Origin of the sequence: Actinoplanes auranticolor, from assembly GCF_018332655.1 — a bacterium.
Classification (GTDB): Bacteria; Actinomycetota; Actinomycetes; order Mycobacteriales; family Micromonosporaceae; genus Actinoplanes; species Actinoplanes auranticolor.
The window spans coordinates 38,063-61,937 of sequence record NZ_BOQL01000021.1; the positions used below are offsets into that span (position 1 = coordinate 38,063).

Here is a 23,875-nt window from a genome sequence, read left to right on the forward strand (position 1 = left end):
GGGGCATCGTGGCGGGCGTCGATCTCCGGTACCGCCGCGGGTCATCCCCGGGTAGGGGGTCGGATACCTCTGCGGTTGGACGCCGCGCGTGACCGATCTGGGTAGTGTCGCTGCGTGATGGCGCGTGCGGAAACGGAGCAGGAGCACGGCTCGGCGGCGCCCGGGAAGCGCCGGCCGGTGCTCTCGCGCCTGTCGCGGGTGGTGATGGTGGTCCCACACGCCCTCGGGGCTGTCCGCCCCATCCTGGCCGGGGCCGGCGAGCCGGCCGCTGATTCCGTGGCGGGCCTGCGCCGGCGTAACCGCCCGGTGCTGACGTGGTTGCTGCCGTGGCTGATCGCCGGTTTCCTCGCGTTCACGCTGCTGCCGCTCAACGTGACGCTGGCTGTCACGGAGTTCGACGTGTTACCGCTGCTCGCGTTCGTAGCGGGCATCGCGCAGAGCGCCGCGCTGGTGCTGATCCTGCTGCGGCCCCGGGTGGCGACCGCGCTGCAGTTCGTGGCCGTCGCGGTGTTCGCGGTGGCCATCCCGCCCGATTCCGGGTCGACCTGGCCGCTCACGGTGTCCGGCCTGTTCACGCTGGTCGCGCACATCGCGCTGGTCGCCGCCTGGGCCGGCCGGCGGATGGCCCTGGTGACCTGGTCGGCCAGCGTGCTGCTGCTCACCGTGGTGGCGCTGCTCGATCCGCGGGGGCGGACCCTCACGGACGGGCTGACGATGATGATCCTCTACCCGATCCTGTCGACCCTCGCCCTCGGCGCCGTGCTGATGACCCGGGGCTGGCAGGAGGTCCGCCGGGAGCTGGCCGACGCCCGGCGCGACGTCGAGGTGGAGCAGAGCCAGCGGGCGGTCGCCGAGGAACGCACCCGGATCGCCCGTGAGCTGCACGACGTCGTCGCGCACAGCATGTCGGTGATCCACATGCAGGCCACCTCCGCGTCGTACCGGATCAAGGACCTGGACCCGGAGAGCAAGGCGGAGTTCGCCCGGATCGCGGCCGGCGCCCGCGCGACGATGCGGGAGATGCGCCAGCTGCTGGCCGTGCTGCGCGACGAGAGCGCCGACCCCGAGCTGACGCCGGTGCCCGGGCTGGGCCGGCTGCCGGAACTGGTCGAGTCGGCCGGGCGCGCGGGCGTGCCGGTCGAGCTGCGCGAGGCCGAGGCGGTACGCGAGGCAGTGCTCCCGGAGAGCGTCGCCCTGACCGCGTACCGGATCGTCCAGGAGTCGCTGAGCAACGTGATCCGGCACGCGCCCGGTGCCCGTACCACGATCGGCCTCGACCTCGACGAGCTCGACCTGGTGCTGTCCGTGGAGAACGACGCGTCGGCGCAGCCGGCGCAGCCCATGGAAGCGCCCGGCCGGGCCGGTCACGGGCTGCCGGGGATGCGCGAACGGGTGCGCCTGGTCGGCGGATCTCTGCAGGCCGGCCCGCGCGCCGAGGGCGGCTACCGGGTGCTGGCGACGCTGCCGATCGGAGGCCAGGAGTGATCCGCACGCTGATCGTGGACGACCAGTCGATGATCCGGGTCGGCATCCGGGCGATCCTCGAGGCCCAGGACGACATCACGGTCGTCGGCGAGGCGGAGAACGGGCAGCTCGGCGTGCAGCGCACGCGCAGCCTGCGCCCGGACGTCGTACTGATGGACGTCCGGATGCCGGTGCTGGACGGACTGGCCGCGACCAGAGCCCTGCTCGGGCCGGACCGCGCCGGGGAGCACACACCGCGGGTGCTGATGCTGACGACCTTCGACCTGGACGACTACATCTATGCCGCGCTGCAGGCCGGCGCGAGCGGCTTCCTGCTCAAGGACAGCGAGCCCGAGGACCTGCTCCGGGCCGTCCGGGTGGTGGCCGCCGGCGAGGCGCTGCTGGCGCCCAGCATCACCCGCCGGCTCATCGAGAGTTTCGTCGCGGCCCGCCCGCGCCGGCCGGCCGGCGCCACGGCGCTCAACGGGCTCACGGACCGGGAACGGGAGGTGTTGCGCCTGCTGGCGCTGGGCCGCTCGAACGCCGAGATCGCCGCCTCCCTGTTCATCGCCGAGCAGACCACCAAGACCCACGTCAGCCGGATCCTGCAGAAGCTGGGCCTGCGCGACCGGGTCCAGGCCGTGGTCTTCGGCTACGAGACCGGGCTGGTCACGCCCGGCGGTCAGGTCTGAGGAGAGCCGTCAGCCCTTGCGGCCCACCGCGGCCCACAGGTTGATGTCCGACGGCGCGGGGATCTGCTCGTGCGGCGCCGGACGCCATTCACTGGCCGGCACCACGCCCGGCTCGACGAGCTCGAGCCCGCCGAAGAGGCCGGTGAACTCCTCCCGGCTCCGGGTCCACACATCGGACTTGCCCTGCTCGACGAGCTGCTGGTAGAGCGCCTGCTGCTCGGGGGTGCCGAAGTCGGAGGTGGCGTGCGTGGCGACCAGGTAACTGCCCGGCGGCAGCGCGTCGACCAGCCGGCGCACGATCGCCGTGGCCGCGCCGTGGCCGTGGATGAAATGCAGGACGGCGATCAGCATCAGGCCGACCGGCTGCGTCAGGTCGAGCGTCTCGTGCAGGACCCGGTCGTCGAGGATCGCGCCCGGATCGTTGAGGTCGGCCTCGATGTAGGCCGTACGGCCCTCCGGGCTGCTGTCGAGCAGGGCCCGGGCGTGCACCATGACGAGCGGATCGTTGTCCACGTAGACGATCCGGCTCTCGGGAGCGTGCCGCTGCGCCACCTGGTGGGTGTTGTCCGCGGTCGGCAGGCCGGTGCCGATGTCGAGGAACTGCCGGATGCCGGCCTCCGCGGCGAGGAAGCGGGTGGCCCGCTGCAGCAGCGCCCGGTTGGCCAGCGCGCCCAGGCGCACCTTCGGGAAGAGCCGCTCCAGCTCGTCACCGGAGGCCCGGTCGGCGGCGAAATTGTCCTTGCCGCCGAGCCAGTAGTTGTAACGCCGGGCGGGGTGCGCCTTGGTCGGGTCGATGCCGGGGGCCGCTGCGTTCGTGTCGTTCACGGGCTGAACGATATCGCCGAACGCCGCGCGGCGCGGCGACGGTCCACCCGTGCGTGGCTGCCGCGTGAGGCCGGGGCCGCTGGGCCTTAGGCTGCTGGTGTGGTGGAGACCGAGAGCATCAGGGACAAAGAGCGGTTGCGCCGGCTCGAGGCCGTCACCGACATGGCTCTGTCGAGACTGCCCGCCGCCGATCTGCTCGACGAACTGCTCGACCGCGTCCGGGATCTGCTCGGCGTGGACACCGCGGTCATCCTGCTGGTGGACGTCCACTCCCGTCAGCTCGTCGCGACCGCCGCGAAGGGCCTGGAGGAAGAGGTCCGGCAGGGCTTCCGGGTGGCGATCGGCCGGGGCTTCGCCGGCCGGGTCGCGGCCACCCGGCAACCCGTGGCCATCGCCGATGTCACCGCCGACGACGTGGTCAACCCGATCCTGCTCGACAAGGGCGTCCGGTCGCTGCTGGGGGTCCCGATCCTGGCCGGCGACGACGTGGTCGGCGTCCTGCACATCGGCAGCCTCACCCCCCGCGCGTTCACCGACGACGACGTGCACCTGCTGCAACTCGTCGCCGACCGCGCCGGCCGGGCCGGGCAGATCCGGTCGAACAAGCTCGACCAGGCCGCCGCGCTGGCTCTGCAACGCAGTCTGCTGCCCACCCTGCTGCCCGGTGCGGCCGGCGTGGACATGGCGGCGCGCTACGTGCCGGGGCACGACTTCGGCATCGGCGGGGACTGGTACGACGTCTTCGCGCTCCCGTCCGGCTGGCTGGGCGTGGTCATCGGTGACGTGTCCGGGCACGGGCTGGCCTCGGCGGTGGTGATGGGCCGGGTGCGCAGTGCGCTGCGGGCGTACGCCCTGATCTCCGACGACCCGGCCGAGGTCCTCACCCTGCTGGACCGCAAGGTCCACCACTTCGAGGCGGGGAATCTCACCACCGCGCTCTACGCCATGATCAGTCCCGACCGCACCGCCGTGCACGTCGCCCTGGCCGGGCACCTGCCGCCGATCCTGGCCGTACCGGGTCAACCGGCGGCGGTGCCGCGGATACCCGTCGGCCCGCCGCTGGGCATCGGCCGGCCGGCCCGGATCCGGACCGCGACGATCATCGACTTCCTGCCCGGTGCCGTGCTGGTCTGCTACACCGACGGGCTGGTGGAGCACCGCGGCGAGATCATCGACGTCGGGATCAAGCGGCTGACCGACACGATCCGCCCGGACAGCGCCGAGGCCGTCAGCAACGCGATCATGGCGAGCACCGGCACCGAGCGGCCCACCGACGACATCGCCGTGCTGGTCGTACGCCGCGACCCCTGATCCGGCCCGGGCGGGTCAGCCGGTCTGCTCGCTCAGCGGCACGTCGGCCCAGACGATCTTGCCGTGGTCGCTGGGGCGGGCACCCCAGGCCCGGGTCAGCGCGGCGACCAGCAGCAGGCCGCGTCCACCGATGCGGCGGGGGTCCGGGCCGTACACGCGGGGCAGCTCGAAACTGGTGTCGGTCACCTCGATCCGGACGGCGTCGTCGCGCCGGAGCAGCACCAGTTCGCCCCCGTTGCCGGTGTGCTGCACGACGTTCTCCACCAGCTCGGTGATCACCAGCAGCGTGTCGTCGACCAGCTCCGGGGTCTGCCACTGGCCGAGGATCTGCCGTGCGTACTGCCGCAGAGCCGCGTAGTCGGTGCGGTGAGCGAACGACAGCCGCAACGGATCCATGACAGCTTTCTACCCTCCGTAACGCCGATTACGCCCAGCGGGGTGCGCGCCCCGGCGCCCGGTGTTTCCCGCGCTCGGCCTCGAGCTGCCTGATGAGCGCGAGGATCGCAGCCGGACCGTCGTCGGCGCGGATCCGATGGCCGAGCTCGGTGGCGTTCCCGCGATACCCCGATCGGGTGAACCGGACCGCGGGAATAGATGATGTTAGTTCCGGCTGTCCCGGGGCACTGCGGGCGCACAGGACATGGATCACTGCGCCGGAGGAAGAGATGAGCCAGACCGATCACGACGGGCCCGGGACGCAGCTGTCGCCGCCGGGGCGCGAAGACCGGCTGACGGGTTCGGTGGTCGTGGTCGCGCTCGTCTCCGCCGTCTCGGGCCTGCTCTACGGCTACGACACCGGCATCATCTCCGGAGCGCTGCTGCAGATCGGTGAGGACTTCGGCATCGGCCACCTGTGGGAGCAGGTGATCGCGGCGTCGATCCTGGTCGGCGCGGTCATCGGCGCGCTGACCTGCAGCCGGCTGGCCGAGCGCCGGGGCCGGCACGGCACGCTGCTGCTCATCGGCATCGTCTTCGTCGTCGGGTCGATCGCGGCCGCGCTGTCGCCCGATCCGGTCACTCTGTCGCTGAGCCGCCTGGTCCTGGGCTTCGCCGTCGGCGGCGCCACCCAGACCGCACCGGTCTACGTCGCCGAGCTCGCGCCGACCGCCTACCGCGGGCGGCTGGTGCTCTTCTTCCAGATCGCCATCGGCGTCGGCATCGTCATCGCCACCATCGTCGGCGCGACCCAGGTCATCGACTGGCGCGTCGCCATCGGCATGGCCGCCGTACCCGCCGCGATCATGTTCGCCCTGATGCTGCGCCTGCCGGAGAGCCCGCGCTGGCTCGCCCGGGAGGGCCACGCCGACCGGGCCCGGGAGGCGCTGGCCCGGGTACGCCACCCGGACAGCGACCTGTCCGACGAGTTGCGGGAGATCAGCGACAACGTCCGGGCCGAGAAGCAGGCCGGCACCCGCGGGTGGGCCGGTCTGCGGGCGGCGTGGGTGCGGCCGGCGCTCGTGGTGGGCTGCGGGCTGGCGATCTTCACCCAGCTGTCCGGCATCGAGATGATCGTCTACTACACGCCGACCATCCTCACCGACAACGGCTTCTCCGACTCCACCGCGCTGCGCGTCTCCGTGGCCCTGGGGCTGACGTACCTGATCGCCCAGCTCATCGGGCTGGTCATCATCGACCGGGTGGGCCGGCGGCGGCTGACCCTGCTCACCCTGCCCTGCGCCGCGGCCGCGCTCGCCGTGCTCGGCTGGTTCTTCGTCTCCGGCAACGACGGCAAGTCGATGACGCCGTGGATCATCGCCACGCTGATCGCCTTCATGGCCTTCACCGCCGGCGGCATCCAGCTCATGGGCTGGCTGACCGGATCGGAGATCTATCCGCTGGCCACCCGGGCCGCCGGCGCCGCGGCGCAATCCGCGTCGCTGTGGGGGACGAACGTGCTGATCACCCTGACCCTGCTCAGCACCATGAAGGCGATCGGCACCGGGCAGACCTTCTGGATGTACGCGGCGTTCAACGTCATCGCGTTCGTCTTCCTGTACCGCAAGATGCCCGAGCTGACCGGGCGCAGCCTCGAGCAGATCGAGGACCACCTGGCCAAGGGCAGGTTCAAGCCCGCGGACTTCGCCTCCCGCCGCGCCTGACCGCACGCAGCGGTGACACTGGGAGGGTGGACGAGCGGGGAGCGGGACGCCGGTGAGGCGCGAGCCGAGCATTCTGCACGTGGATCTCGACGCGATGTTCGCCGCCGTCGAGCAGCGCGACAAGGTGTCCCTGCGGGGCCGGCCGGTCATCGTCGGCGGCGTCGCCGGCCGCGGGGTGGTGGCGACCGCTTCGTACGAGGCCCGTGCGTTCGGAGCCCGTTCCGCGATGCCCACGGCCGAGGCCCGGCGGCGCTGCCCGCCCGGAACGACCTTCCTGGCGCCCCGCTTCGGCGCGTACCGCCGGACCAGCGAGGTGTTCATGGCGTTGCTGGCCGAGGTCTCGCCCGTGGTCGAGCAGGTCTCCATCGACGAGGCGTACCTCGATCTCGCCGCCGGCGACCATGACCTGTCGGCCGCCGGCGTCACCGCGGTCGCGCGGCGGCTCAAGGCCGCCGTGGCCGAGGCGACCGGCGGGATCACCGGCTCGGTCGGCGCCGCCTCCTCCAAGCTGCTCGCCAAGATCGGCTCTGACCTGCGCAAACCCGACGGACTGCTGGTCGTCGCGGCCGGCGAGGAACGCACCGTGCTGCACCCGTTGCCGGTCAGCCGGCTCCCGGGGGTCGGTCCCACCACCGAGGAGCGGCTGCGCCGCGCGCAGGTCCACACGGTCGGTCAGCTCGCCGCGGTGCCCCTGCCCGACCTGATCGAGTGGTTCGGCCAGGCCCACGGCGCGGGCCTGTACCGGCTGGCCCGCGCCGACGACGACCGCGCCGTGGTGACCGAGCGGGAGGCGAAGTCGGTGTCGGCGGAGGAGACCTTCGACGTCGACGTGGCCGACCGGGGCCGGCTGACCCGGGAACTGGATCTGCTGGCCGCCCGCGTCGGTGGCCGGCTGCGCACCGCCGGGATCTCCGGACGGACCGTCACCGTCAAGATCCGCCACCACGACTTCACCACGATCACCCGTTCGCTGACCCGCGACCAGCCCACCGACGACCCGCGGCTGCTGGCCGAGCTGGCCCGCCGGCTGCTGGCCGACGTCGACACCTCGGCCGGGATCCGGCTGCTCGGGGTCGGCATGACCACCCTGACCGACTTCGCGCAGGACGACCTGTTCAGCTCGTCCTCGCCCGCCGCGCCGGACGTCGACGCGGTCGTCGCGGAGGCGGCGGAGGTGGCGCCGGAGCCCGTCGAGCCCGTGTCGGCGCAGTGGCGCCCCGGGCAGGACGTGCGGCACGACGACCACGGTCCGGGCTGGGTCTGGGGCAGCGGGCTGGGCCGGGTCACCGTGCGCTTCGAGGGACCGGCCACGCCGCCGGGACCCGTGCGGACCTTCGCGGTCGACGACGCGAAACTGCATCCCGCCGAGCCGCCGGACTGGACCGTACCGGCCTGAGGCGCGGCGACTTGCTGCGACGGCCAGGGCGTCGCGCTCGACTTCAGCCCCGGCCGGCTCCCGGTCCGTTGTGGCGGTGTCCTGCGATCGGGTGTCGCTGTAGCGTGACGCCGCAGTCTAGGCTGGCGCCGACCTGCCGGCCTGTACCGTCCGATTCGGAGAGTGGCACGTGGCGAACGACGAGCAGCAGCACCCCACCCTGGACACCTCGGTGCCCCAGACCGCCCGGATCTGGAACTACCTGCTGGGGGGCAAGGACAACTTCGCGGTGGACCGGGCGGTCGGCGACCAGATCCTCGTCGGTCAGCCGGCGCTGGCCGAGAACGCCCGGCTGAGCCGCGCGTTCCTGGCCCGGGCGGTGCGCTATCTCGCCGGGGAGGCCGGTGTCCGCCAGTTCCTGGACATCGGTACGGGCCTGCCGACCGCCAACAACACCCACGAGGTCGCCCAGTCGGTGGCCCCGGACAGCCGGATCGTCTACGTCGACAACGATCCGCTGGTGCTCGCCCACGCCCGGGCCCTGCTCACCAGCAAGCCCGAGGGCGCCACCAGCTACATCGACGCCGACATGCACGACATCGACCTGGTGCTGCGGGAGGCGGCCAAGACGCTCGACCTCTCCCAGCCGGTCGCGGTCCTGTTCATGGGCGTGCTCGGCCACGTCGAGCACGACGCCGTCGCCCGGGGCATGGTCGGTAAGGCGCTGGCGGACCTGCCGTCCGGCAGCTACCTCGCCCTGTACGACGGCACCGACACCAGTCCGGAGGTCGTCGAGGCGGCCCGCCTGTGGAACCAGTCCGCCGCGCTGCCGTACCACCTGCGCAGCCCGGCCCGCCTGGCTCAGCTCTTCGACGGCCTGGAGCTGGTGGAGCCCGGCCTGGTCCCGGTCACCCGGTGGCGCCCGGACACCGAGGCACCCGAGATCGACCAGTACGGCGCGGTGGGCCGCAAGCCGTAGGAACCGGCGCTCAGTCCCCGCAGGGGTTGCCGTCGACGCGGCAGTCCTGCGGGGCCGCGTTGATCAGCGTCGCGCCGTGCACCTCGAAAGCCAGCTCGACCGCGCCGCCCGCCGGCACCAGCGCGGTCGTGGTGTCCGGCGTGAACGTCCACACCGGCCCGTCCTGAGCCGCGGTGGCGCCGTCGACCCCGGAGACCCGCAGCGTCGACCGGGGGAGCATCACCGTCACGGTCCAGCCGTCCTTCGCGGCCTTTCCGGGGTTGGCCACCGAGACGGTCATCCGGTAGCCGAGCAGCCCGGCCGTGACCGACGACGTCCGGTACGACGCGGTCAGCGGCACCGGCGCATTCTCGGTGATCGGCACCTTGGACGTGAGCGACGGCGCCGGTGCGGTGGTCACGGTGGTGGGTGCGGTCGTGGTGGCACCCGGCGTCGCCGTCGTGCCGGGCACAGTGGGAGTGGTCGTCACGGCCACGCTCGGCGCTGCCGCCGGGGACTGCGGTCCGGGCAGCGCGGCCGCCCGATCGGGTGGCGGCGTGCCGCCGTCGGGTGCCCGCACCAGGATCACGACCAGCACGGCGGTGCCGGCCAGCGCGGCCAGCACCCCGGCCACCAGCAGATACCGCCCGGCGCCGCGCCGCCCGCCGGCCTCGCGCACCTTGGGGGTCGGCGTCGCGCCGGAGTGCACGGCCGCGACCAGCCGCAGCACCCCGTCCAGGAGCACCACGACCAGGGACCGCCGCGGCCGGGAATCGGTGTCGTTCATCTCAAGCCCTCGGTGAGCGGAAGCCGACGGTGCATCGGACGTCGAAGGTGCTTCGGAAGTCGACAGTGTCCAGCAGGGCGGTCCTCACAGCGCGCGCAGCCCGCTGAGGAGCCGCTGCAGCACGGCGGGGGACGAGCCGCGCCGGACCTCGGCCGGCCGGCCGGTGAGGATCAGGCCCGCCTCGCGCAGCTCACCCAGCAGCAGCCGGGTCGGCCCGATCGGCAGGCCCAGGTGCACCGCCAGCTCGGGCAGCGCCATCGGCCGCCGGGACAGCCGCAGCGCCGCCTGCTGGTCGGCCGACAGCCCGTCCGGGGCGGTGACGCCGGGTGCGCAGTGGATGATCGTGCCGAGCTCGAGATCGTGCGGCACCGTGGTCCGGCCGCCGACCCGGGCGTACAGGCGGACCAGCGGGCCGGCGTCCTCGTCGTACCATGCCTCGTCGGAGATCGTCACGGCTGCATCACCGGCTCCAGCTCGTCCAGCGTCGGGTCGGTGCCGGCCGGCTGCTCCGCCGGGTCGTCCGGGGCCGGGCTGATCAGTGCGGCCGGGACGATCACCTCGGCGGCCAGGCCACCGTCGTCGCCGTTGCGCAGCACCACGGTGATGTCGTGGCGGGCGGCGAACCGGCCCACCGCGTACAGGCCCCACCAGGTGCCGCCGGCCGGCGGGTCGGGATCGTCCATCACCTGGGCCGCGGTGACCAGGTCGTCCTCGTCCATCCCCGGCCCGACGTCGGTCACGGTGACGCGGTATCCGGTGTCCTGTCCCGAGCCGGTCACCCGGACCCGGGTCTCGGCCGGTGCGAACGTCGTCCCGTTCTCGATCAGCTCGGCCAGCAGGTGCATCAGGTCGGTCACCGCAGTCCCGGCCAGCAGGACCGGCTCGACCTGGGAGGTGGACACCCGGCCGTACTCGGCGATCTCGGACGCGGCCCCGCGGACCACCTCGGCGATCGGCACCGGGTTGCGCCAGCGGCGGGCCGGGGTGCCACCGGCCAGGGTGATCGACTTCTCCAGGTTGCGCCGCATCCGGTTGGCCAGGTGGTCGGCCCGGAACAGATCACCCAGCGTCTCGTCGTCCGACTCCCGCCGGGCCAGCGCGTCGAGCAGCCGCAACTGCCGGTGCAGCAGTCCCTGGTTGCGCCGTTCGAGATCGCGCAGCAGCGGCGCGAGCCGGGGCGGCGGGGCGCCGGCCGCCCGGTCGGCGCCCGGACCGCCCGCGCCGCCGGGAGCGGTCGCCCGGTTGCCTGCCCGGCGCGCGACCAGGAGTACGGCGATGACCGCGATCAGCCCGACCCCGCCCACCACCCCGGCCCGCACCACGGTCACGACCGCGTGCCCGGTGGCCGCGTCCGCCGCCGCCCGGGTCCCGCTCGCCTGCAGCTCCCAGAGCCCCGTGTTGACCTGGTTGTACGCCGCGGACCAGTCCGGCTCGCCGCCGGTGCCGGCCAGCAACCGGCTCTCGGCCTCGGCCAGCCGGGTGTCGCCGGCGAGCCGCCGGTACCCGGTCATGGCGGCGGCGGGCAGATCGCTGCCGGCCGCCGCGAACAGGGTGTGCCGCGCCCCGGCCAGCGTCGACAACCGGGCCCGGTCCGCCTCGGTGAGCCCGCCGCGCCGCCCGGCCGCCGCGGCCAGGTGCGCGTCCTGCTCGGCGAGCAGCTCACGGGAGCGGCTCAGCGCCGACAACCCGGCCGCCGACCCGGCCAGCTGGTCGGGGAAGACCGTCGGTGTCCGTACCCCGGCCGGGTCGATCAGCGCGGTGTACGAGCCGACCACCCGGTCCCGCTGCACCTGCGCACCGTCCACCGCGGCCCGTACGCCGGCCAGCCCCTCGGTGCGCCGCAGCAGCTCGTCGGTCTGCCGGGTGGCGTCCGAGTCGGCCAGCCACGAGATCCAGCTGTCCCGGGTGGTCCGCAGCTCCTGCCGGGTCCGGTCGGTACGGGCCCGCTGGGCGGCCAGCTCCGGTCCGGCCGGCGCGTCGCCCGCCGACAGCCGGCGTTCGGCCTCGAGCGCCAGGACCAGCGAGCCGAGCGGCCGGCTCAGGTGGCTCGCGGTGAGCCGCGCCGACATCACCTGCACCGCCTCGGTGAGCGCGGGCACGGCGGCCGCCGCCCAGAGCGTGACCAGCAGGGCCAGGCCGGTGATGACCTTCGTACGCGTGCTCATCGTTGTTCCCCCGTACCGATCAGGGCGCGTAGCCGGGTCAGCAGGGCCTGCCGGTCGGTGACGCCGAGGCGCTGCCGGATGCGGGCCATGTGGTGTTCCACGGTCTTGGCCGAGAGGTAGAGCCGCTCGGCCACCTGCTTGTAGGTGAGTCCGTCCAGGACCAGGGCGGCGACCTCGCGCTCGCGTTCGCTGAGCAGTTGCGGGCCGCCCTCGGTGGCGCGCGAGCGGGTGCCCGCGGCCGGGGTGGACTCGTGCGGCCCGGCGATCCGCTCCTGCAGGGCGCGGGCGCAGTCGAGCAGCAGGGTCATCGCCTTGCGGTCGGCGGTGCGGATCGCCGCCTGGCCCACCAGCCGGGCACCGTCGCCGGCCAGGCCGAGCCCGCTCAGCCGGCGGGCCGCGGCCACCACGGCGTCCGGGTCGGCCGTGTCGGCCAGGACCTCGACCCACTGCGCGGCGGCCTCGGCGACCGCTTCCGTGTACGGGCTGAAGGCGCGCAGGCCGGCCAGCGCCCGCGCGTGCCGTGCCGCCGCGTCGTGGTCCTCGACGAGAACCGCGGCGTGCAACCGGCTCCAGTGCAGCGGTGCACTCCACAGCGGCGGATCGCCCAGCGCGGCCAGCAGCAGGTCCGCCTCGGCCAGGTGCCCGGCGACCCGGTGCTGTTCGCCGAGCCGGGCCGCGGCCACGGCGAGCTCGCCCAGCGGCAGCAGCGTGAACAGGTCGACCGGCTGGCCGATCAGCGCGTGGCAGGCGTCCGGCCAGGCGCTGCGCAGGCCGACCAGGTCGCTGCCGCGCCGGCTCAGCCCGACCTGCAGCGCGGTGGCGAACAACCGGTCCCGCCCGCGCCGGCCGGGCAGGACCGCCGCCCGGGCGTCGCCGATCCGGCCGCGCAGCAGCAGCGTCCAGGCCTGCAGCAGCCGGTGCCGGTCGGCCAGCAGGGTGCCGCCGGTGGCCGCCTGCACGGCACGGGCCAGCAGGGCGTCGGCGGTGTCGAGCTCGGCGCTGTGCAGGGCGATGGTCGCGCCGAGCGCGGCGGGGCTGTCCGGCAGCAGCACGGCCGGTCCGGCCGGCTCCATCATGGTGGCCGCCTGCACCAGCGTGGACAGCGCCGCGGTGGGGGTGCCCCGGACCGACTCGGCCATGCCACGGGCCATCAGCGCCGCGGCCGCGCTCAGCGAGGTCGGCGGCTCCCCGGTGCCCGAGGCGTCCAGCGCCTCGGCGTCGGCCGGCCGGCCGACGCCGATCAGCGCGACCGCGCCGAAGCCGGCGGTGACCGTGGAGGGCGACCACTGGTAGAGGGCCGCGGCCTGGGCGGTCTGCCCGCGGTGGGTGAGCACGGCGGCGGCGACGTACGCCGCCTCGGCCCGCTGCTGCGCGGTGCCGGTCGCCAGGGCCTGATCGGCCAGCCGGGACGCCTCGTCGAGGTCCCCGGCCAGCGCGGTGGCCAGCGCCCGGCGGGCAGCGGTGGTGCGGCCCGCGCCGGCCGCCGCGGCGAACAACCGGGCGGCCAGTTCCGGATCGTCGCCCAGCGCTTCCTCGCCGGCGGCCTCGTAGACCTCGCCCAGCCCGGTGCCCGCGGCGCCCGGCACCAGGCCGCCCGCGGTGTCGCCGGCGTCGCGCAGCAGGGGCCGCACCAGCGGCAGCACCGCGCCGCCCCGTTCGAGCTGCAGGCCGGCCAGACGCCGGCGCACGTCGATCCGGTGCCCGATCGGGCCGAGCGCGGCGATCGCCTGCCGGGCCAGCGGCACGAGCGTGCCGTCGGCGGCCAGCAGCCCGCTCGCCCGGCCGGCGTCGACCAGGCCGGCGACCGTCTCGGCGTCCCGCTCGAGCAGCGCCGCGACGAGGTCGAAGGAGAGCCCGGCGCCGGCCTCCACGGCCAGCAGCAGGGTGCGCAGGTCGGGGTCGAGCTCGTCGAGGTCGGTCGCGAAGGCGCTCAGCGCGGCGACCGGCACCCGGCGGGCGGCGGCGTCGGCGGCGGTGAGCGCCCCGGCCACCCGGGCGACGTGGCGCGGCACCCCACCGGTCCGCTCGGCCACGAAGGCGACCAGGTCGGGGGAGGGGTCCGGGACGACGGCGGCCAGCCGGGCGTGGATCTCCCCGGCGGTGAGCGCGCTCAGCTGCACCGGGCGCCGCGCCCGGCGCAGCACGTCGATCAGGGCCGGCAGGCCGGCCGGGCGCGGCCACGGTCGGTACGCGACCACGATGCGGGCCTCCGGCCGTTCCGCGTACGCCCGCAGCTCGTCCAGCCGCGCCGCGGGCAGCCGGTGCGCGTCGTCGGCCAGCAGCACCTGCTCGCCGGTGGTGCCGGCGGGCCGCCACGGGGTGACCACCGTGACCCCGGCCCGCTGCCAGACCCCGGCCAGCTCCCGCAGCAGCGCCGTCTTGCCGAAACCGCCCGGCGCGCCGACCGTCGCCTGCAGCGGGGCGAAGGGGTCGGCGGCGACCTCGGCGAGCAGGTCGGCGGCGGGCGAACCGGCCACGGCCCCGGCCAATGTCGGTGTGCTCATCGCTCGCCCACCCGCACCGCGGCGACGTCGACCGGCGGCCGCGGTGGCCGGTCCGGCGCGCGGTCGTCCCGGGTGATCTCGGGCCACGACGCGGTCGGCCGGCCCACGACGCCGGACAGCTGACCGTCCGGCCCATGACCGCCCGGCATGTGACCGTCCGGCATGGGACCGCCCGGCACGTGCTCGCCCGGCAGCTGACCGCCCGGCAGTTGACCGTTCGGCAGCTGACCCTGCGGCGGCTGACCCCCGCGTGGCTGGCCGCCCGGCGAGCGGGACGTGATCGCGGTGGAGGGGGCGGCCGGCGGGGCGGGCCGGCGCACCAGCGGCCGGACCGCGAGCGCGGCTCCGGCGGCCACCGTCATCGGCGGATCGGGATCACGCAGCACCGGCACCGGGAACGCCGCGGACAACAGGTCGGACACATGCGGATATACGTCGTCGGAGCCGCCGGCGATCAGCACCGCGCCAAGGTCACCTCGGGTGGCGCCACAGCTGCTCACGGTGTGCAGAGCCAGGTCCACGGTGGACTGGATGACCGCGCGGGCGTCGGCCGGCGTCGCGTCGCGCAGATCGAAGCCGCTGACCTCGGCCAGTTCGGCGCAGCCGAGCAGTTCGAGCCGGCCCGGCCCGTGCACCACGACGACCGAGATCTCGCAGCTGGAGCCGCCGATCCGGTAGGCCAGCAGCATGCCGCCGGCCGCCGGCACCCGGCCCGCGGCCTGGTGGGTCTCGACCACCGCGCGGGCCCGGGTGACCAGCGCGGTCTGCGCCAGGTCGGCCTCGCCCAGCGCCGAGTGCACGAGGTGCAGCCTTCCGTGGCCCCAGACCGACGGGTACGCCAGGGCGATCCGCTCGGGTGGCTCGTCGAGCTGCTGCCAGACCCGGTCGACCACCCAGCGGGCCATCGCCGCGACCAGGCCGTGAGCCGGGAAGTAGTCGTCGCCGAACAGCATCGGCAGGCTGTCGCCGACGCGGTGCAGGTAGCCGCCGACCGAGGTGGCGGCCGGCGAGCGGCCGTGGTCGGCCGGTACGACGTCGCCCTCCGGGGTCATCACCAGTCCTGAGCTGACCGTGCGCGAGCGCAGGCCCAGCGTCACCGGCTGTGCCGGGCCCCAGCCTCCGCCGGCGCCGTCGGTGCGCCGGCAGACGGCGGCCTTGGTGGCGCCGGCGCCGATGTCGATCCCCAGGACGTAGGGCACGTCGTTACTCCTCCATCACCGACGGCCATTACTGCGGATGTGACAGCGCGGTGGGCGTCATTCGGCCGGATAGGTCCACATGTTCGTACCAGAAGACGGCTCGTGGATCGTCCCCCAAAAAATCAAGCCGGCGAATCCCCTAACCCCCTAACGCCGGGCCGGGCGGGATCACCGATCGGCGCGGCGGGACCGGGGGCACCAACCCCGATGCCCGCGCCGGTCACCCTCCGTACGGTTTGCTGCGGTGCCGGACCCCGGTGCCGCACAAGCCCGGTTCTCGAAGGAGCCTCATGGACTCGTCCCCGACGTTGCAGGACTTCGTCCTCAACCTGATCTACGACCCGGCCGCCCGCTCGGCCTTCGAGCTCGACCCGGAGACCGCCCTGCACGCCGCCGGCCTGGGCGACGTCACCGCGGCCGACGTGCAGCAGGTGATCCCGCTGGTGGTCGACTCCGCCCCGGTCACCGGCCTGTTCGGCGTGACCGGCGCCGACGACCTCACCACCGGGGTGGCCAACCTGGACGTCGCCGGCGCGGTGTCCCAGCTGCAGGCGATCACCTCGCAGGTGGCCGTCATGCCGGGCCAGGTCGCGGGCGATCTGAACGTCGCCAACACGCTGGCCGGCGTCAACGCCACGGTGCTCACGGTGGCCGGTGACGACGTGGTCGGCGGCTCGGTGCTGTCGGGCAACTCGCTCGGCCTGGCCGGGATCGGTGGCGGCGTGACCGCGGCCGTGCCGGTGGACGTCGGCGGGCTGTCCGCGGGCAACGACCCGGGCCTGCACCTGGACAACACTGTGGTGGCCCCGGTCGAGCACAGCGTGACCAACGTGGTCAGTGGCGTGGACCACGTGGTTCCCGGCACCGACGCGGGCCCGGTCGGCATTCTGGACGGTGGCCTGGGCACGGTCACGAATCTGCCGGCCTCGATCTCGCTCGATCACGCGCCGGACCTTGACGTCGCCGGGGTCGGCGGGGCAACCTCTTCGGTCGGGTCCCTGATCAAGCCGGACCTGGACCGGGTCCTGCCGCACGACCCGGTTCAGGGCCTCGACAGCACCCTGAGCAGCGTCGGCAGCGCCGGGCACGACGTCACCAGCGGCGTGCTGCACAGCGTGACCAACCCGGCGGAGGACAGTGAGCCGTCGCACGGCCTGCTGGGCGGGCTGCACCCGTAAGGCACGCGGCGCCGGTCCGGGGTCGGGCGACACGACGACGAGAGACTGGGCGGGAACGGATGACGAGCTGGGAGACCGGACCCACGGCCTATGCGGGTCCGGCCTCCCTCGTCCCGCAGTCCCCGGTCCCGGCCCGGCAGGCCGAGCCCGATCCGCTGCGGGCGGCCGGCGCCCTGTGGTGGCTCGACGTCCTCGACTCCACGATCCGTACGTGCGGCACGCACGGCCGGTCCGAGGTCGCCGAGTGGCTGTCGCGCCGGCGGGCCCAGCTGCTGCGTCCCGAGCTGCGGGTGCTGGTCGTCGGCGCCGCCCACCAGGGCAAGAGCCAGCTTATCAACGCACTGATCAACGCCGGGGTGTGCGCGGTGGACGCGCCGGGCGGCACCGTGGTGCCGGCCGTGGTGCATCACGCCGAGTCGCCGGCCGCGCAGCTGATCCGCCGCGGGTCGCCGAGCGCCGAGTGGACGGCCGAGGTCGGCCTGCAGGACCGCGTCCCGCTCGGCCTGGAGGCCCTCGACGCCGCGATCACCGAGGCGGCGGCCCGGTTCCCGGCCGGCACCCCGGTGCACGCCGACATCGCGGTGCCCCGCACGCTGCTGGCCGGCGGGCTGGTGCTGATCGACACCCCGGCGCTGCCCGGCCTGCCCGCGTCGGCCGAGCGGGCGCTCGGCCGGGCCAGTGATCTGGCCACCTACGCCGGGGCCGACCTGGTGCTCTACACCTGCGAGGCGGGCCGCGAGCTCACCGACGCCGAACTGGCCGTGCTGCAGGAGCTGGCGCGCTTCTTCCCCGGCCTGCTCGTGGTCTTCACCAAGACCGACTACGCGATCGACTGGCGGCGCAACCTCGCCGACAGCCGCACCCGGCTGGCCCGGGCCGGTGTGCCGGCGGCCACCACCGCCGTGTCCGCCACCCTGCGGCTGCACGCGCTGCGGGCCGGCGACACCGCGCTCAACAACGAGTCGGGCTTCACCGACCTCATCGTCCACCTGCAGCAGATGGTGGCGGCCAAGCCCGACCGGCTGGCCCGGGACACGGTCAGCCGGCTCGGCCGGATCGCGCTCGAGGAACTGGCCGGCCCGCTGCGCGACGAGCTGACGGCCCAGCAGAACGCCGGGCTGCCGGACGCGGTGGCCCGGCTGCACACCACCCAGCGCCGCCTCGACGACCTGCGCAAATGCGCGGTCCGCTGGCAGAACACCCTCTCCGACGAGGTCGGCGACCTGATGTCGGACATCGAGCACGACCTGCGGGAGCGGATCCGGGCGGTGCTGGCCGAGTCGGACGAGTACTTCACCACCGCCGACCCGGCCAAGGCGTGGGACGAGTTCGAGCCCTGGCTGCGCCAGGCCCTCACCGACCTGACCGGGACCAGCCTGAGCTGGCTGGCCGAACGCATCGAGTGGATGGCCCGCCGGGTCGCCGACCAGTTCCCGCCCGAGGTCGGCGAGGTGCTCCCGCCGTCCGCGCTCGTCACGGCCGACGAGCGGGCGGACGGGGTGCCCGGGCTGGACGCGCCGCCGGTCGCCAAGTTCACCCCCGGGCAGAAGCTGTTCATCGGCCTTCGCGGCTCCTACGGCGGGGTGATCATGTTCGGCCTGGCCACCAGCCTGGCCGGGATGTCGCTGATCAATCCGATCTCGATCGGCGGCGGCGCGCTGTTCGGCGGCAAGACCATCCGCGACGAGAGCAAGTCGCTGCTCAAGAAGCGGCAGGCGGAGGCCCGGACCGCCGTGCAGCGCCACGTCGACGACATCTTCGTGGGGCTGAACAAGGAGGCGCGCGACACCGTACGCCGGGCCCAGCGCGCGCTGCGTGACCACTTCACCGCGGTGACCGAGGACCTGCAGGAGATCGTGATGGAGTCGCTGCGCAACGCCAAGGCCGCGGCCGATCAGGACGTCGCTGCCCGCGAGCAGCACGCCCGGCGGCTCCAGCAGGAGCTGGCCGTGCTGGTCCAGCTGCACTCCCAGGCCCGCGCGCTGGGCGGCCGCGGGTGATCGACGAGGAGGAGCTGGAGCAGCGCACCTACCGCCTGCTGAACGAGGCGGCGCACATCTACCGGGGCAACCCGCCGGCCGCCGCGCTGCTGCGCTCCACCCTCGACCGGCTGGCCGACCCGCTGCGGCTGGCCGTCACGGGTCCGGCCCGGTCCGGCGTCTCCACTCTGGTCAGCGCGCTGATCGGGGAGGATCTGGCGCCGGTGGAGCTGCCCGGTGAACGGCCGGCCAGCGTCACCTACCGCGACGGCACCCAGCCGCGGGCCTGGTGGCAGGACGAGCGCGGGACGCCGTACGAGATCCCGATGGTCCGCACCGCGCACGGCCTGCGGATGGCCCCGGACGCCCGGCACGCCCGCCGCCCGGACGGCGCGTCCCGCGCCGTCATCGAGTGGCCGAGCCGGGTCCTGCGCCGCACCGAGCTGATCGACACCCACCTGCCGCTGCCGCAGGCGCTGCGGACCGCCGACGCGGTCCTCTACGTCACGCCGCACCTGGGCGAGACCGACCTGCAGGCGCTGCAGGCGTCGCGGGGCATCCGCGGCCCCTCGGTCTTCCCCGTGCAGACCATGATCGTGCTGTCCCGGGCCGACGCCACCGGCGGCGGCCGCACCGACGCTCTGCTCACCGCCAAGCAGGCCGCGCGGCGCCGCCGCCGCGAGCCGCGGATCGGCGCGCTGTGCCAGGACGTCCTCGCGGTCTCGCCGCTGATCGCGGCGGCCGCCCGCACCCTGCGCGACGACGAGTTCCGGGCGATCGCCACGATGGCCGCCCTGCCGCGTGCCGCGGCCGAACCGCACCTGCTCTCCACCGACCGGTTCACCGCCGCCGATGCGCTGCGCCCGGTCGCCGCCCAGCAGCGGGCCCAGCTCCTGCAGCGCTTCGGCCTCGGCGGCATCCGGCTGGCGATCACCCTGGCCCGCACCGGCTGCGACAACGCGGCCGCGCTCGGCGAGCGCCTGCAGGAGCACAGTGGCCTCAAGGAGCTGCAGGCCTCGATCGCTGAGCTCTTCACCGCCCGCCGGGCCGCGCTGCGGGCCCGCTCGGCGCTGACCACCCTGGACCACCTGCTGCGCACCCAGCAGGTGCCGCCGGCCGTCCACCTGCTGGCCGAGCTGGAGCTGCTGCTGGCCGACGCCCACGAGTTCCGCGAGCTGCGCCTGCTGGCGGCGCTGCGCTCGGGCCGGGTCAACCTGCCCCGCGAGCACGCGGTCGACGCCCGGCGCCTGCTCGGCGGCTCGGGCACCAGCCTGGGGGAGCGGCTGGGCATGTCCCCGGAGGCGACCGCGGAGGACACCTGGACGCAGGCCCACGCCGCCGCCGAGCGGTGGCGCGAGCAGGCGCAGGGGCCGGGCCTGCCGCCGGCCCAGCGCCGGGCCGCCGAGGTGGTGCTGCGCAGCTGCGACATGATCCTGGCCGGCCTGGACAGCATGGCGGCACCGGTCGGCCCGGGCGGGTACGCCTGACCCCGGCACGGGCGGCGTCGGCCGCAGACCTCGGTCGTGGCCCGGCCCCCGATGGTGCTGCCCGGCCAGTACCGCATCGCCGGACGTGACCGCGACCCGGACCGCCCGCAGCATCACCGTCTCGGTCCGGGCGGCGCTGCGGGCGGAGCATCGGTTCAGCCGGGTTCGTTGCTCTGTTCCACCGCCCGGGGACGCGTTGCCCGCCACCTTCCGTCGTCCAGTGGACGGGATCGCTGGGCGAGCCGCAGGAGCGCGGCGACGGCGTTGTCGTCGAGGGACGCTCCGCTGTAGCCGATGTAGGCCACCACCCCCGGCGCCGGCTCCCAGGCGAGGGAGCCGTTGCCGCCCATGACCGGCGACACCACGGCCGGCCGGCCGCCGACCTGCCCGGCGGCGGTGCCCGTGACCGCGTACAACTGGTCCTCGAACCCACCACCGCGGGCCACCCCGGTGTAGGTGATGCCGCCGCCGAGCGCGGCCTGTTCGCCCAGCTCGGCGCTGCCGTAGCGGATCTCGTGGATGGTGGGTGGCCGGTACGGCCCGCTGCCGGCCACCGCGTGACCCGCCGGCGGTTCCGGCACCACCGGCCGGCCACCGGCGACGCTCGTGCGTGCCGCGATCGCGATCAGCGCGGGCTCGGGCAGGTCGCCCCGGACCCGGGCGTACGCACCGCCCACCGGCCAGGTCACCGTGCCCGGCCCGGCCTTACCTTCGGTCCCGCCGACCTGCACGGTGCGCGCGCCCGCGGGCGGTGCGGCGACCGGGAAGGTCACCACGGCGCCGAGCCGGCCCAGCGAGCCGTCGCGGCGGCGGACGACCACGGTCCACGGCCCGCGGCCGGCCGTCGGGTCGCGGCGGTCCAGGCCGCCGCCGGCGGCGCAGTCGATGATCATTGCCACCGGCACGGCGGTCACCGTGGGGCTCGGTGACGGGCAGGACGGGGCGGCGGCCCGTGGCACCGGGCTGGATGTCGCGGACGGGACCGGCGCGCCACGGTGGTCGAGGGCGAACGCCACCGTCCCGGCCGCCACGGCCGACAGCACGACGAAGGCGGCCACCATCAGTCGCCGGGACGGTCGCCGCGGCGGCTCGCCCGGACCGAAGGTGACGATGTCGGTCACCGGGTCAGTATGCGCGGCCGACGCTCGTCCCACCGCCGGCACACGCTTGCTTTTCAGCGTCGGCGGACGCTGCTTCCGGAGCCGGACGGGCCCGGATCAGTATCCCGACCCCGGTGCGGCCTGCGCATAGTCCGGGCAGCGCTCGGCTCAAGCGGGCGCTGCGGTGCCGAAGGACGAGAAGAGCCGGTCGCTCATCAGCTCAGCGCCGCACTGGCGGCCCGCAGGTCCTTCAAAGCCGCCAACGTGTACGGCGCAAGGTCGTCGCCGGTGTCCGGGTCGCCCTCGGACCACTCGGCGTATCCCCGCTTGAAGGCCAGCATACCCAGCTCGCCCGCAAGGGCCGCGGTCGGGTCGGGCACTCCGCGGGCGATGAGGGCAGTCGTCATGGCGGCCGCCAGGCTGACGCTCTTGAGGGCGTCGCGCTCCTGCAGCTCGGTGCTGGCGGCGACGGCTGCCTTCAGGCGAGGGCCGAGCTCGCGGTTGGCGGGGCCCAGCGCGTTCGAGGCGCGTTCGAGGCCGGCGGCGATCGCCTCCAGCGGGCTCGCGCCGGGCGGCGCTTCGGCGATGCCCTCGGCCAGGAGCCGGCTCAGCGTCTCCTGGCCGGCGACCAGGAGCTCGCGCTTGTCCGGGAAGTGCCGGAAGAAGGTGCTCTTGGTGACCCCGGCGCGCTCGGCGATCTGGGTCACCGTCGTGGCGTCGTAGCCCTGCTCGGTGAAAAGGTCGACGGCCGCCATGACGAGTCGTTCGCGCGCGCCTGGTTCCCATCGGGCCATGGACCCATCCTAGGCGACGGGACTTGTGTCCCATCACTCTGGTAGGGTCATGGGACAAGAGTCCCATCACTGAGGGAGAGTTCCATGCGCGTCTTCGTCACCGGTGGCACCGGCCTGATCGGGTCGGCCGTCGTCACCGAGTTGCTCACCCACGACCACACCGTGCTGGCGCTCGCCCGTTCGGACGCCTCCGCGGCGGCTGCCGAGGCGGCCGGCGCCGAGCCGCTGCAGGGAGGGCTCGCCGATCTCGACGTCCTGCGCGCCGGCGCCGCGCGGGCCGACGGGGTGATCCACCTGGCGTTCAGCCACGACTTCAGCACTGCCGAGGCCGTCACGCGGGCGGTCGCCGAGGAGAACGCCGCCGTCGCGGCCCTGGGTGAGGCACTCGTCGGCAGCGAGCGCCCGTTCGTCACCGTCTCGGGCACCCCGTACGTCCCGGGCCGGGCCTCCACCGAGGCCGATCCACTCTCGACCGAAGGACTGGTCGGCGGGCGCAGCCGGGGTGTCCTGGCAGTCCTGGACCTCGCCGCCCGCGGGGTCCGGAGCGCGGCCATCCGGTTGCCGCGCACAGTGCACCACCAGGGCAAGGGCGGATTCGCCGGCATGCTGACCGACATCGCGCGCCAGACCGGGGTGTCCGGTTACCCGGGTGACGGCACGCAGCGCTGGCCGGCTGTGCACGCGCTCGACGCGGCGGTCCTCTTCCGGCTGGCCCTGGAGCAGTCGCCGGCCGGGAACGCCTGGCACGCCGTGGCCGACGAGGGTGACGCGGTGCGGGACATCGCCACGGTCATCGGCCGGCGGCTGGGACTGCCGGTCCAGGCGGTGCCGCCGGAGACGTACGGCCCGCTCGGCGCGATCTTCGCCACCGACCAGCCCGCATCCAGCGCCCACACCCGGGAAGCTCTGGCCTGGAAGCCGGTCCACCCGAGCCTGCTGGAGGACCTGGAGAACCTGCAGCCCTGACGCTATTGCCCGGGCAGGCTCACCAGATCGCGGCCCAGAGTGGTGGCCCGGTGCACGATCGCACCGCCCTCCCGGCGACTGGAGATCAGCCCGGCGGCCCGCAGCGCGGACAGGTGCTCCGAGGACGACGACACACTGATGCCGGCCTGTCGCGCGATCGTCGAGGTGGTGTGCCGGCCGGGCCGGGCGGCCTGGATCAGCACCGCGCTGCGGGTCCGGCCGAACAGCCCGGCCAGTGCGGCCGCGCCGGCCGGCGGGCTGTCCAGCTCGGCCGGCGGCTCGACCGGATACACGACCAGGGCGGGCCGTCGCGGTGCGACCAGGACACGGGGCCGGGGACCGGCGAACGGCGACGGCACCAGCAGCAGCCCGTGCCCGTCGAGGCGTACCTCACCGTCCTGCCAGGCGTCGACCTCCAGCACCGGCGCCCGCCAGCGGATCCCGGGGTGCAGGCTCGCGAGCACGCCGTCGGCCCCCGACAGCGCGTAGCGGCTCGCCACCTCGCCGACGAGCCGGCGATGGGCGCGGTGCAGCGCCGGCCAGTCCGGCGCCAGCACCTGGTCGAAGTACGACCGCATGGCCGCGACCAGCGTGTCCAGTACCACGGGGTCGGCGGCGGCGAACCGGCGGCGGGCGGCACTGACCGTGATGCGGGCGTACGCCGCCGACACCTCCGAGCGGACCCGGCGCGCCGGCGTCGAGCGGATCGCGTCCAGCCCTTCCTCGATCGAGGCCAGACCCTCCCACGGCGTCATGAAGTCCGGCACGAAGCCCTGCGGCGGCAGCAGATGGTGCAGCGGGCGCAGCGCCGGCGTGGCTGTCGCGACCCGGGACGCGAGGGCCGGCAGGGAAGCGGCCACGGACTGCTGGCGCAGGGCCTGGCTGGCGAGCAGCACCGTGCCGGCCGGATGCAGCCGGTCGGCGAACCGGATCTGCGTGAGGTCTGCGGGTCCGAGCCACAGGCGCACCATCCGGACAGCTTGCCACGCCTT

Annotated in this window: 20 protein-coding genes; 10 read left to right on the forward strand and 10 right to left on the reverse strand. The window is 74.6% G+C overall.

Features of this window, described 5'->3' with window-relative positions; all coding sequences use genetic code 11:
* Nucleotides 1-117 precede the first annotated feature (117 nt).
* Nucleotides 118-1,485, forward strand: coding sequence for a sensor histidine kinase (locus tag Aau02nite_RS11755; protein WP_246595106.1), 1,368 nt, complete (start codon nucleotides 118-120; stop codon nucleotides 1,483-1,485).
* On the forward strand, nucleotides 1,482-2,156 hold the full coding sequence (locus Aau02nite_RS11760) for a response regulator (protein ID WP_212988408.1): 675 nt from the start codon (nucleotides 1,482-1,484) through the stop codon (nucleotides 2,154-2,156). Before Aau02nite_RS11755 ends, Aau02nite_RS11760 begins: the two co-directional genes overlap by 4 nt.
* A 9-nt stretch (nucleotides 2,157-2,165) precedes the next feature.
* Here Aau02nite_RS11760 and Aau02nite_RS11765 read toward each other — a convergent pair whose 3' ends face one another.
* Nucleotides 2,166-2,981 carry an SAM-dependent methyltransferase gene (locus tag Aau02nite_RS11765; RefSeq protein ID WP_246595067.1) on the reverse strand — a complete coding sequence of 272 codons (816 nt, stop codon included), beginning with the start codon at nucleotides 2,979-2,981 and terminating at the stop codon, nucleotides 2,166-2,168.
* 99 nt (nucleotides 2,982-3,080) lie between these two features.
* Here Aau02nite_RS11765 and Aau02nite_RS11770 point away from each other — a divergent pair, with 99 nt between their 5' ends.
* Entirely contained in the window at nucleotides 3,081-4,292 is a 1,212-nt protein-coding gene (locus Aau02nite_RS11770) for a PP2C family protein-serine/threonine phosphatase (protein ID WP_246595068.1), read from the forward strand.
* Nucleotides 4,293-4,307: 15 nt separating this feature from the next.
* Here the strand turns inward: Aau02nite_RS11770 and Aau02nite_RS11775 are convergent, their stop codons facing one another.
* The gene (locus Aau02nite_RS11775; RefSeq protein ID WP_212988409.1) at nucleotides 4,308-4,688 is read right to left on the reverse strand and encodes an ATP-binding protein; all 381 of its coding nucleotides are present in this window, start codon (nucleotides 4,686-4,688) and stop codon (nucleotides 4,308-4,310) included.
* 269 nt (nucleotides 4,689-4,957) lie between these two features.
* Here Aau02nite_RS11775 and Aau02nite_RS11780 point away from each other — a divergent pair, with 269 nt between their 5' ends.
* The 3 genes from Aau02nite_RS11780 to Aau02nite_RS11790 all read left to right on the forward strand — a co-directional run bounded on the left by Aau02nite_RS11780 (nucleotide 4,958) and on the right by Aau02nite_RS11790 (nucleotide 8,745).
* The gene (locus Aau02nite_RS11780) at nucleotides 4,958-6,391 is read left to right on the forward strand and encodes a sugar porter family MFS transporter (protein WP_212988410.1); all 1,434 of its coding nucleotides are present in this window, start codon (nucleotides 4,958-4,960) and stop codon (nucleotides 6,389-6,391) included.
* 52 nt (nucleotides 6,392-6,443) lie between these two features.
* Nucleotides 6,444-7,787 carry a DNA polymerase IV gene (locus Aau02nite_RS11785; protein WP_212988411.1) on the forward strand — a complete coding sequence of 448 codons (1,344 nt, stop codon included), beginning with the start codon at nucleotides 6,444-6,446 and terminating at the stop codon, nucleotides 7,785-7,787.
* A 169-nt stretch (nucleotides 7,788-7,956) separates the two neighbouring features.
* A complete protein-coding gene (locus tag Aau02nite_RS11790; RefSeq protein WP_212988412.1) occupies nucleotides 7,957-8,745 on the forward strand; it encodes an SAM-dependent methyltransferase in 789 nt (262 codons plus the stop codon).
* A 10-nt stretch (nucleotides 8,746-8,755) separates the two neighbouring features.
* On the opposite strand, the gene Aau02nite_RS11795 is transcribed toward Aau02nite_RS11790, so the two are convergent.
* The 5 genes from Aau02nite_RS11795 to Aau02nite_RS11815 form a co-directional block, all read right to left on the reverse strand.
* A complete protein-coding gene (locus tag Aau02nite_RS11795; protein ID WP_212988413.1) occupies nucleotides 8,756-9,511 on the reverse strand; it encodes a cellulose binding domain-containing protein in 756 nt (251 codons plus the stop codon).
* 84 nt (nucleotides 9,512-9,595) lie between these two features.
* On the reverse strand, nucleotides 9,596-9,964 hold the full coding sequence (locus Aau02nite_RS11800; RefSeq protein ID WP_212988414.1) for a DUF742 domain-containing protein: 369 nt from the start codon (nucleotides 9,962-9,964) through the stop codon (nucleotides 9,596-9,598).
* Nucleotides 9,961-11,676, reverse strand: coding sequence for a sensor histidine kinase (locus Aau02nite_RS11805; protein ID WP_212988415.1), 1,716 nt, complete (start codon nucleotides 11,674-11,676; stop codon nucleotides 9,961-9,963). The genes Aau02nite_RS11800 and Aau02nite_RS11805 overlap by 4 nt, the downstream gene beginning before the upstream one ends.
* Nucleotides 11,673-14,180 carry a helix-turn-helix domain-containing protein gene (locus tag Aau02nite_RS11810; protein WP_212988416.1) on the reverse strand — a complete coding sequence of 836 codons (2,508 nt, stop codon included), beginning with the start codon at nucleotides 14,178-14,180 and terminating at the stop codon, nucleotides 11,673-11,675. The genes Aau02nite_RS11805 and Aau02nite_RS11810 overlap by 4 nt, the downstream gene beginning before the upstream one ends.
* The gene (locus Aau02nite_RS11815; RefSeq protein ID WP_212988417.1) at nucleotides 14,177-15,379 is read right to left on the reverse strand and encodes a hypothetical protein; all 1,203 of its coding nucleotides are present in this window, start codon (nucleotides 15,377-15,379) and stop codon (nucleotides 14,177-14,179) included. Before Aau02nite_RS11815 ends, Aau02nite_RS11810 begins: the two co-directional genes overlap by 4 nt.
* Nucleotides 15,380-15,669: 290 nt before the next feature.
* Between Aau02nite_RS11815 and Aau02nite_RS11820 the strand changes: the two genes are divergently transcribed.
* Genes Aau02nite_RS11820 through Aau02nite_RS11830 form a run of 3 tightly spaced genes read left to right on the forward strand, consistent with a single transcriptional unit; the run spans nucleotide 15,670 to nucleotide 20,023 of the window.
* On the forward strand, nucleotides 15,670-16,557 hold the full coding sequence (locus Aau02nite_RS11820; RefSeq protein WP_212988418.1) for an IniB N-terminal domain-containing protein: 888 nt from the start codon (nucleotides 15,670-15,672) through the stop codon (nucleotides 16,555-16,557).
* A 59-nt stretch (nucleotides 16,558-16,616) separates the two neighbouring features.
* Complete coding sequence (locus Aau02nite_RS11825; protein ID WP_212988419.1) at nucleotides 16,617-18,557, forward strand: dynamin family protein; 1,941 nt, start codon at nucleotides 16,617-16,619, stop codon at nucleotides 18,555-18,557.
* Nucleotides 18,554-20,023 (forward strand): P-loop NTPase family protein, encoded by a 1,470-nt coding sequence (locus Aau02nite_RS11830; protein ID WP_212988420.1) that lies wholly within the window; start codon nucleotides 18,554-18,556, stop codon nucleotides 20,021-20,023. The genes Aau02nite_RS11825 and Aau02nite_RS11830 overlap by 4 nt, the downstream gene beginning before the upstream one ends.
* A gap of 155 nt (nucleotides 20,024-20,178) precedes the next feature.
* Here Aau02nite_RS11830 and Aau02nite_RS11835 read toward each other — a convergent pair whose 3' ends face one another.
* Nucleotides 20,179-21,144 carry a hypothetical protein gene (locus tag Aau02nite_RS11835; RefSeq protein WP_212988421.1) on the reverse strand — a complete coding sequence of 322 codons (966 nt, stop codon included), beginning with the start codon at nucleotides 21,142-21,144 and terminating at the stop codon, nucleotides 20,179-20,181.
* A gap of 194 nt (nucleotides 21,145-21,338) precedes the next feature.
* Nucleotides 21,339-21,917 carry a TetR/AcrR family transcriptional regulator gene (locus Aau02nite_RS11840; RefSeq protein WP_212988422.1) on the reverse strand — a complete coding sequence of 193 codons (579 nt, stop codon included), beginning with the start codon at nucleotides 21,915-21,917 and terminating at the stop codon, nucleotides 21,339-21,341.
* Nucleotides 21,918-22,001: 84 nt separating this feature from the next.
* Here Aau02nite_RS11840 and Aau02nite_RS11845 point away from each other — a divergent pair, with 84 nt between their 5' ends.
* Nucleotides 22,002-22,883 carry an SDR family oxidoreductase gene (locus tag Aau02nite_RS11845; protein WP_212988423.1) on the forward strand — a complete coding sequence of 294 codons (882 nt, stop codon included), beginning with the start codon at nucleotides 22,002-22,004 and terminating at the stop codon, nucleotides 22,881-22,883.
* 2 nt (nucleotides 22,884-22,885) lie between these two features.
* Here Aau02nite_RS11845 and Aau02nite_RS11850 read toward each other — a convergent pair whose 3' ends face one another.
* On the reverse strand, nucleotides 22,886-23,854 hold the full coding sequence (locus Aau02nite_RS11850; protein WP_212988424.1) for an ArsR/SmtB family transcription factor: 969 nt from the start codon (nucleotides 23,852-23,854) through the stop codon (nucleotides 22,886-22,888).
* Nucleotides 23,855-23,875 lie beyond the last annotated feature (21 nt).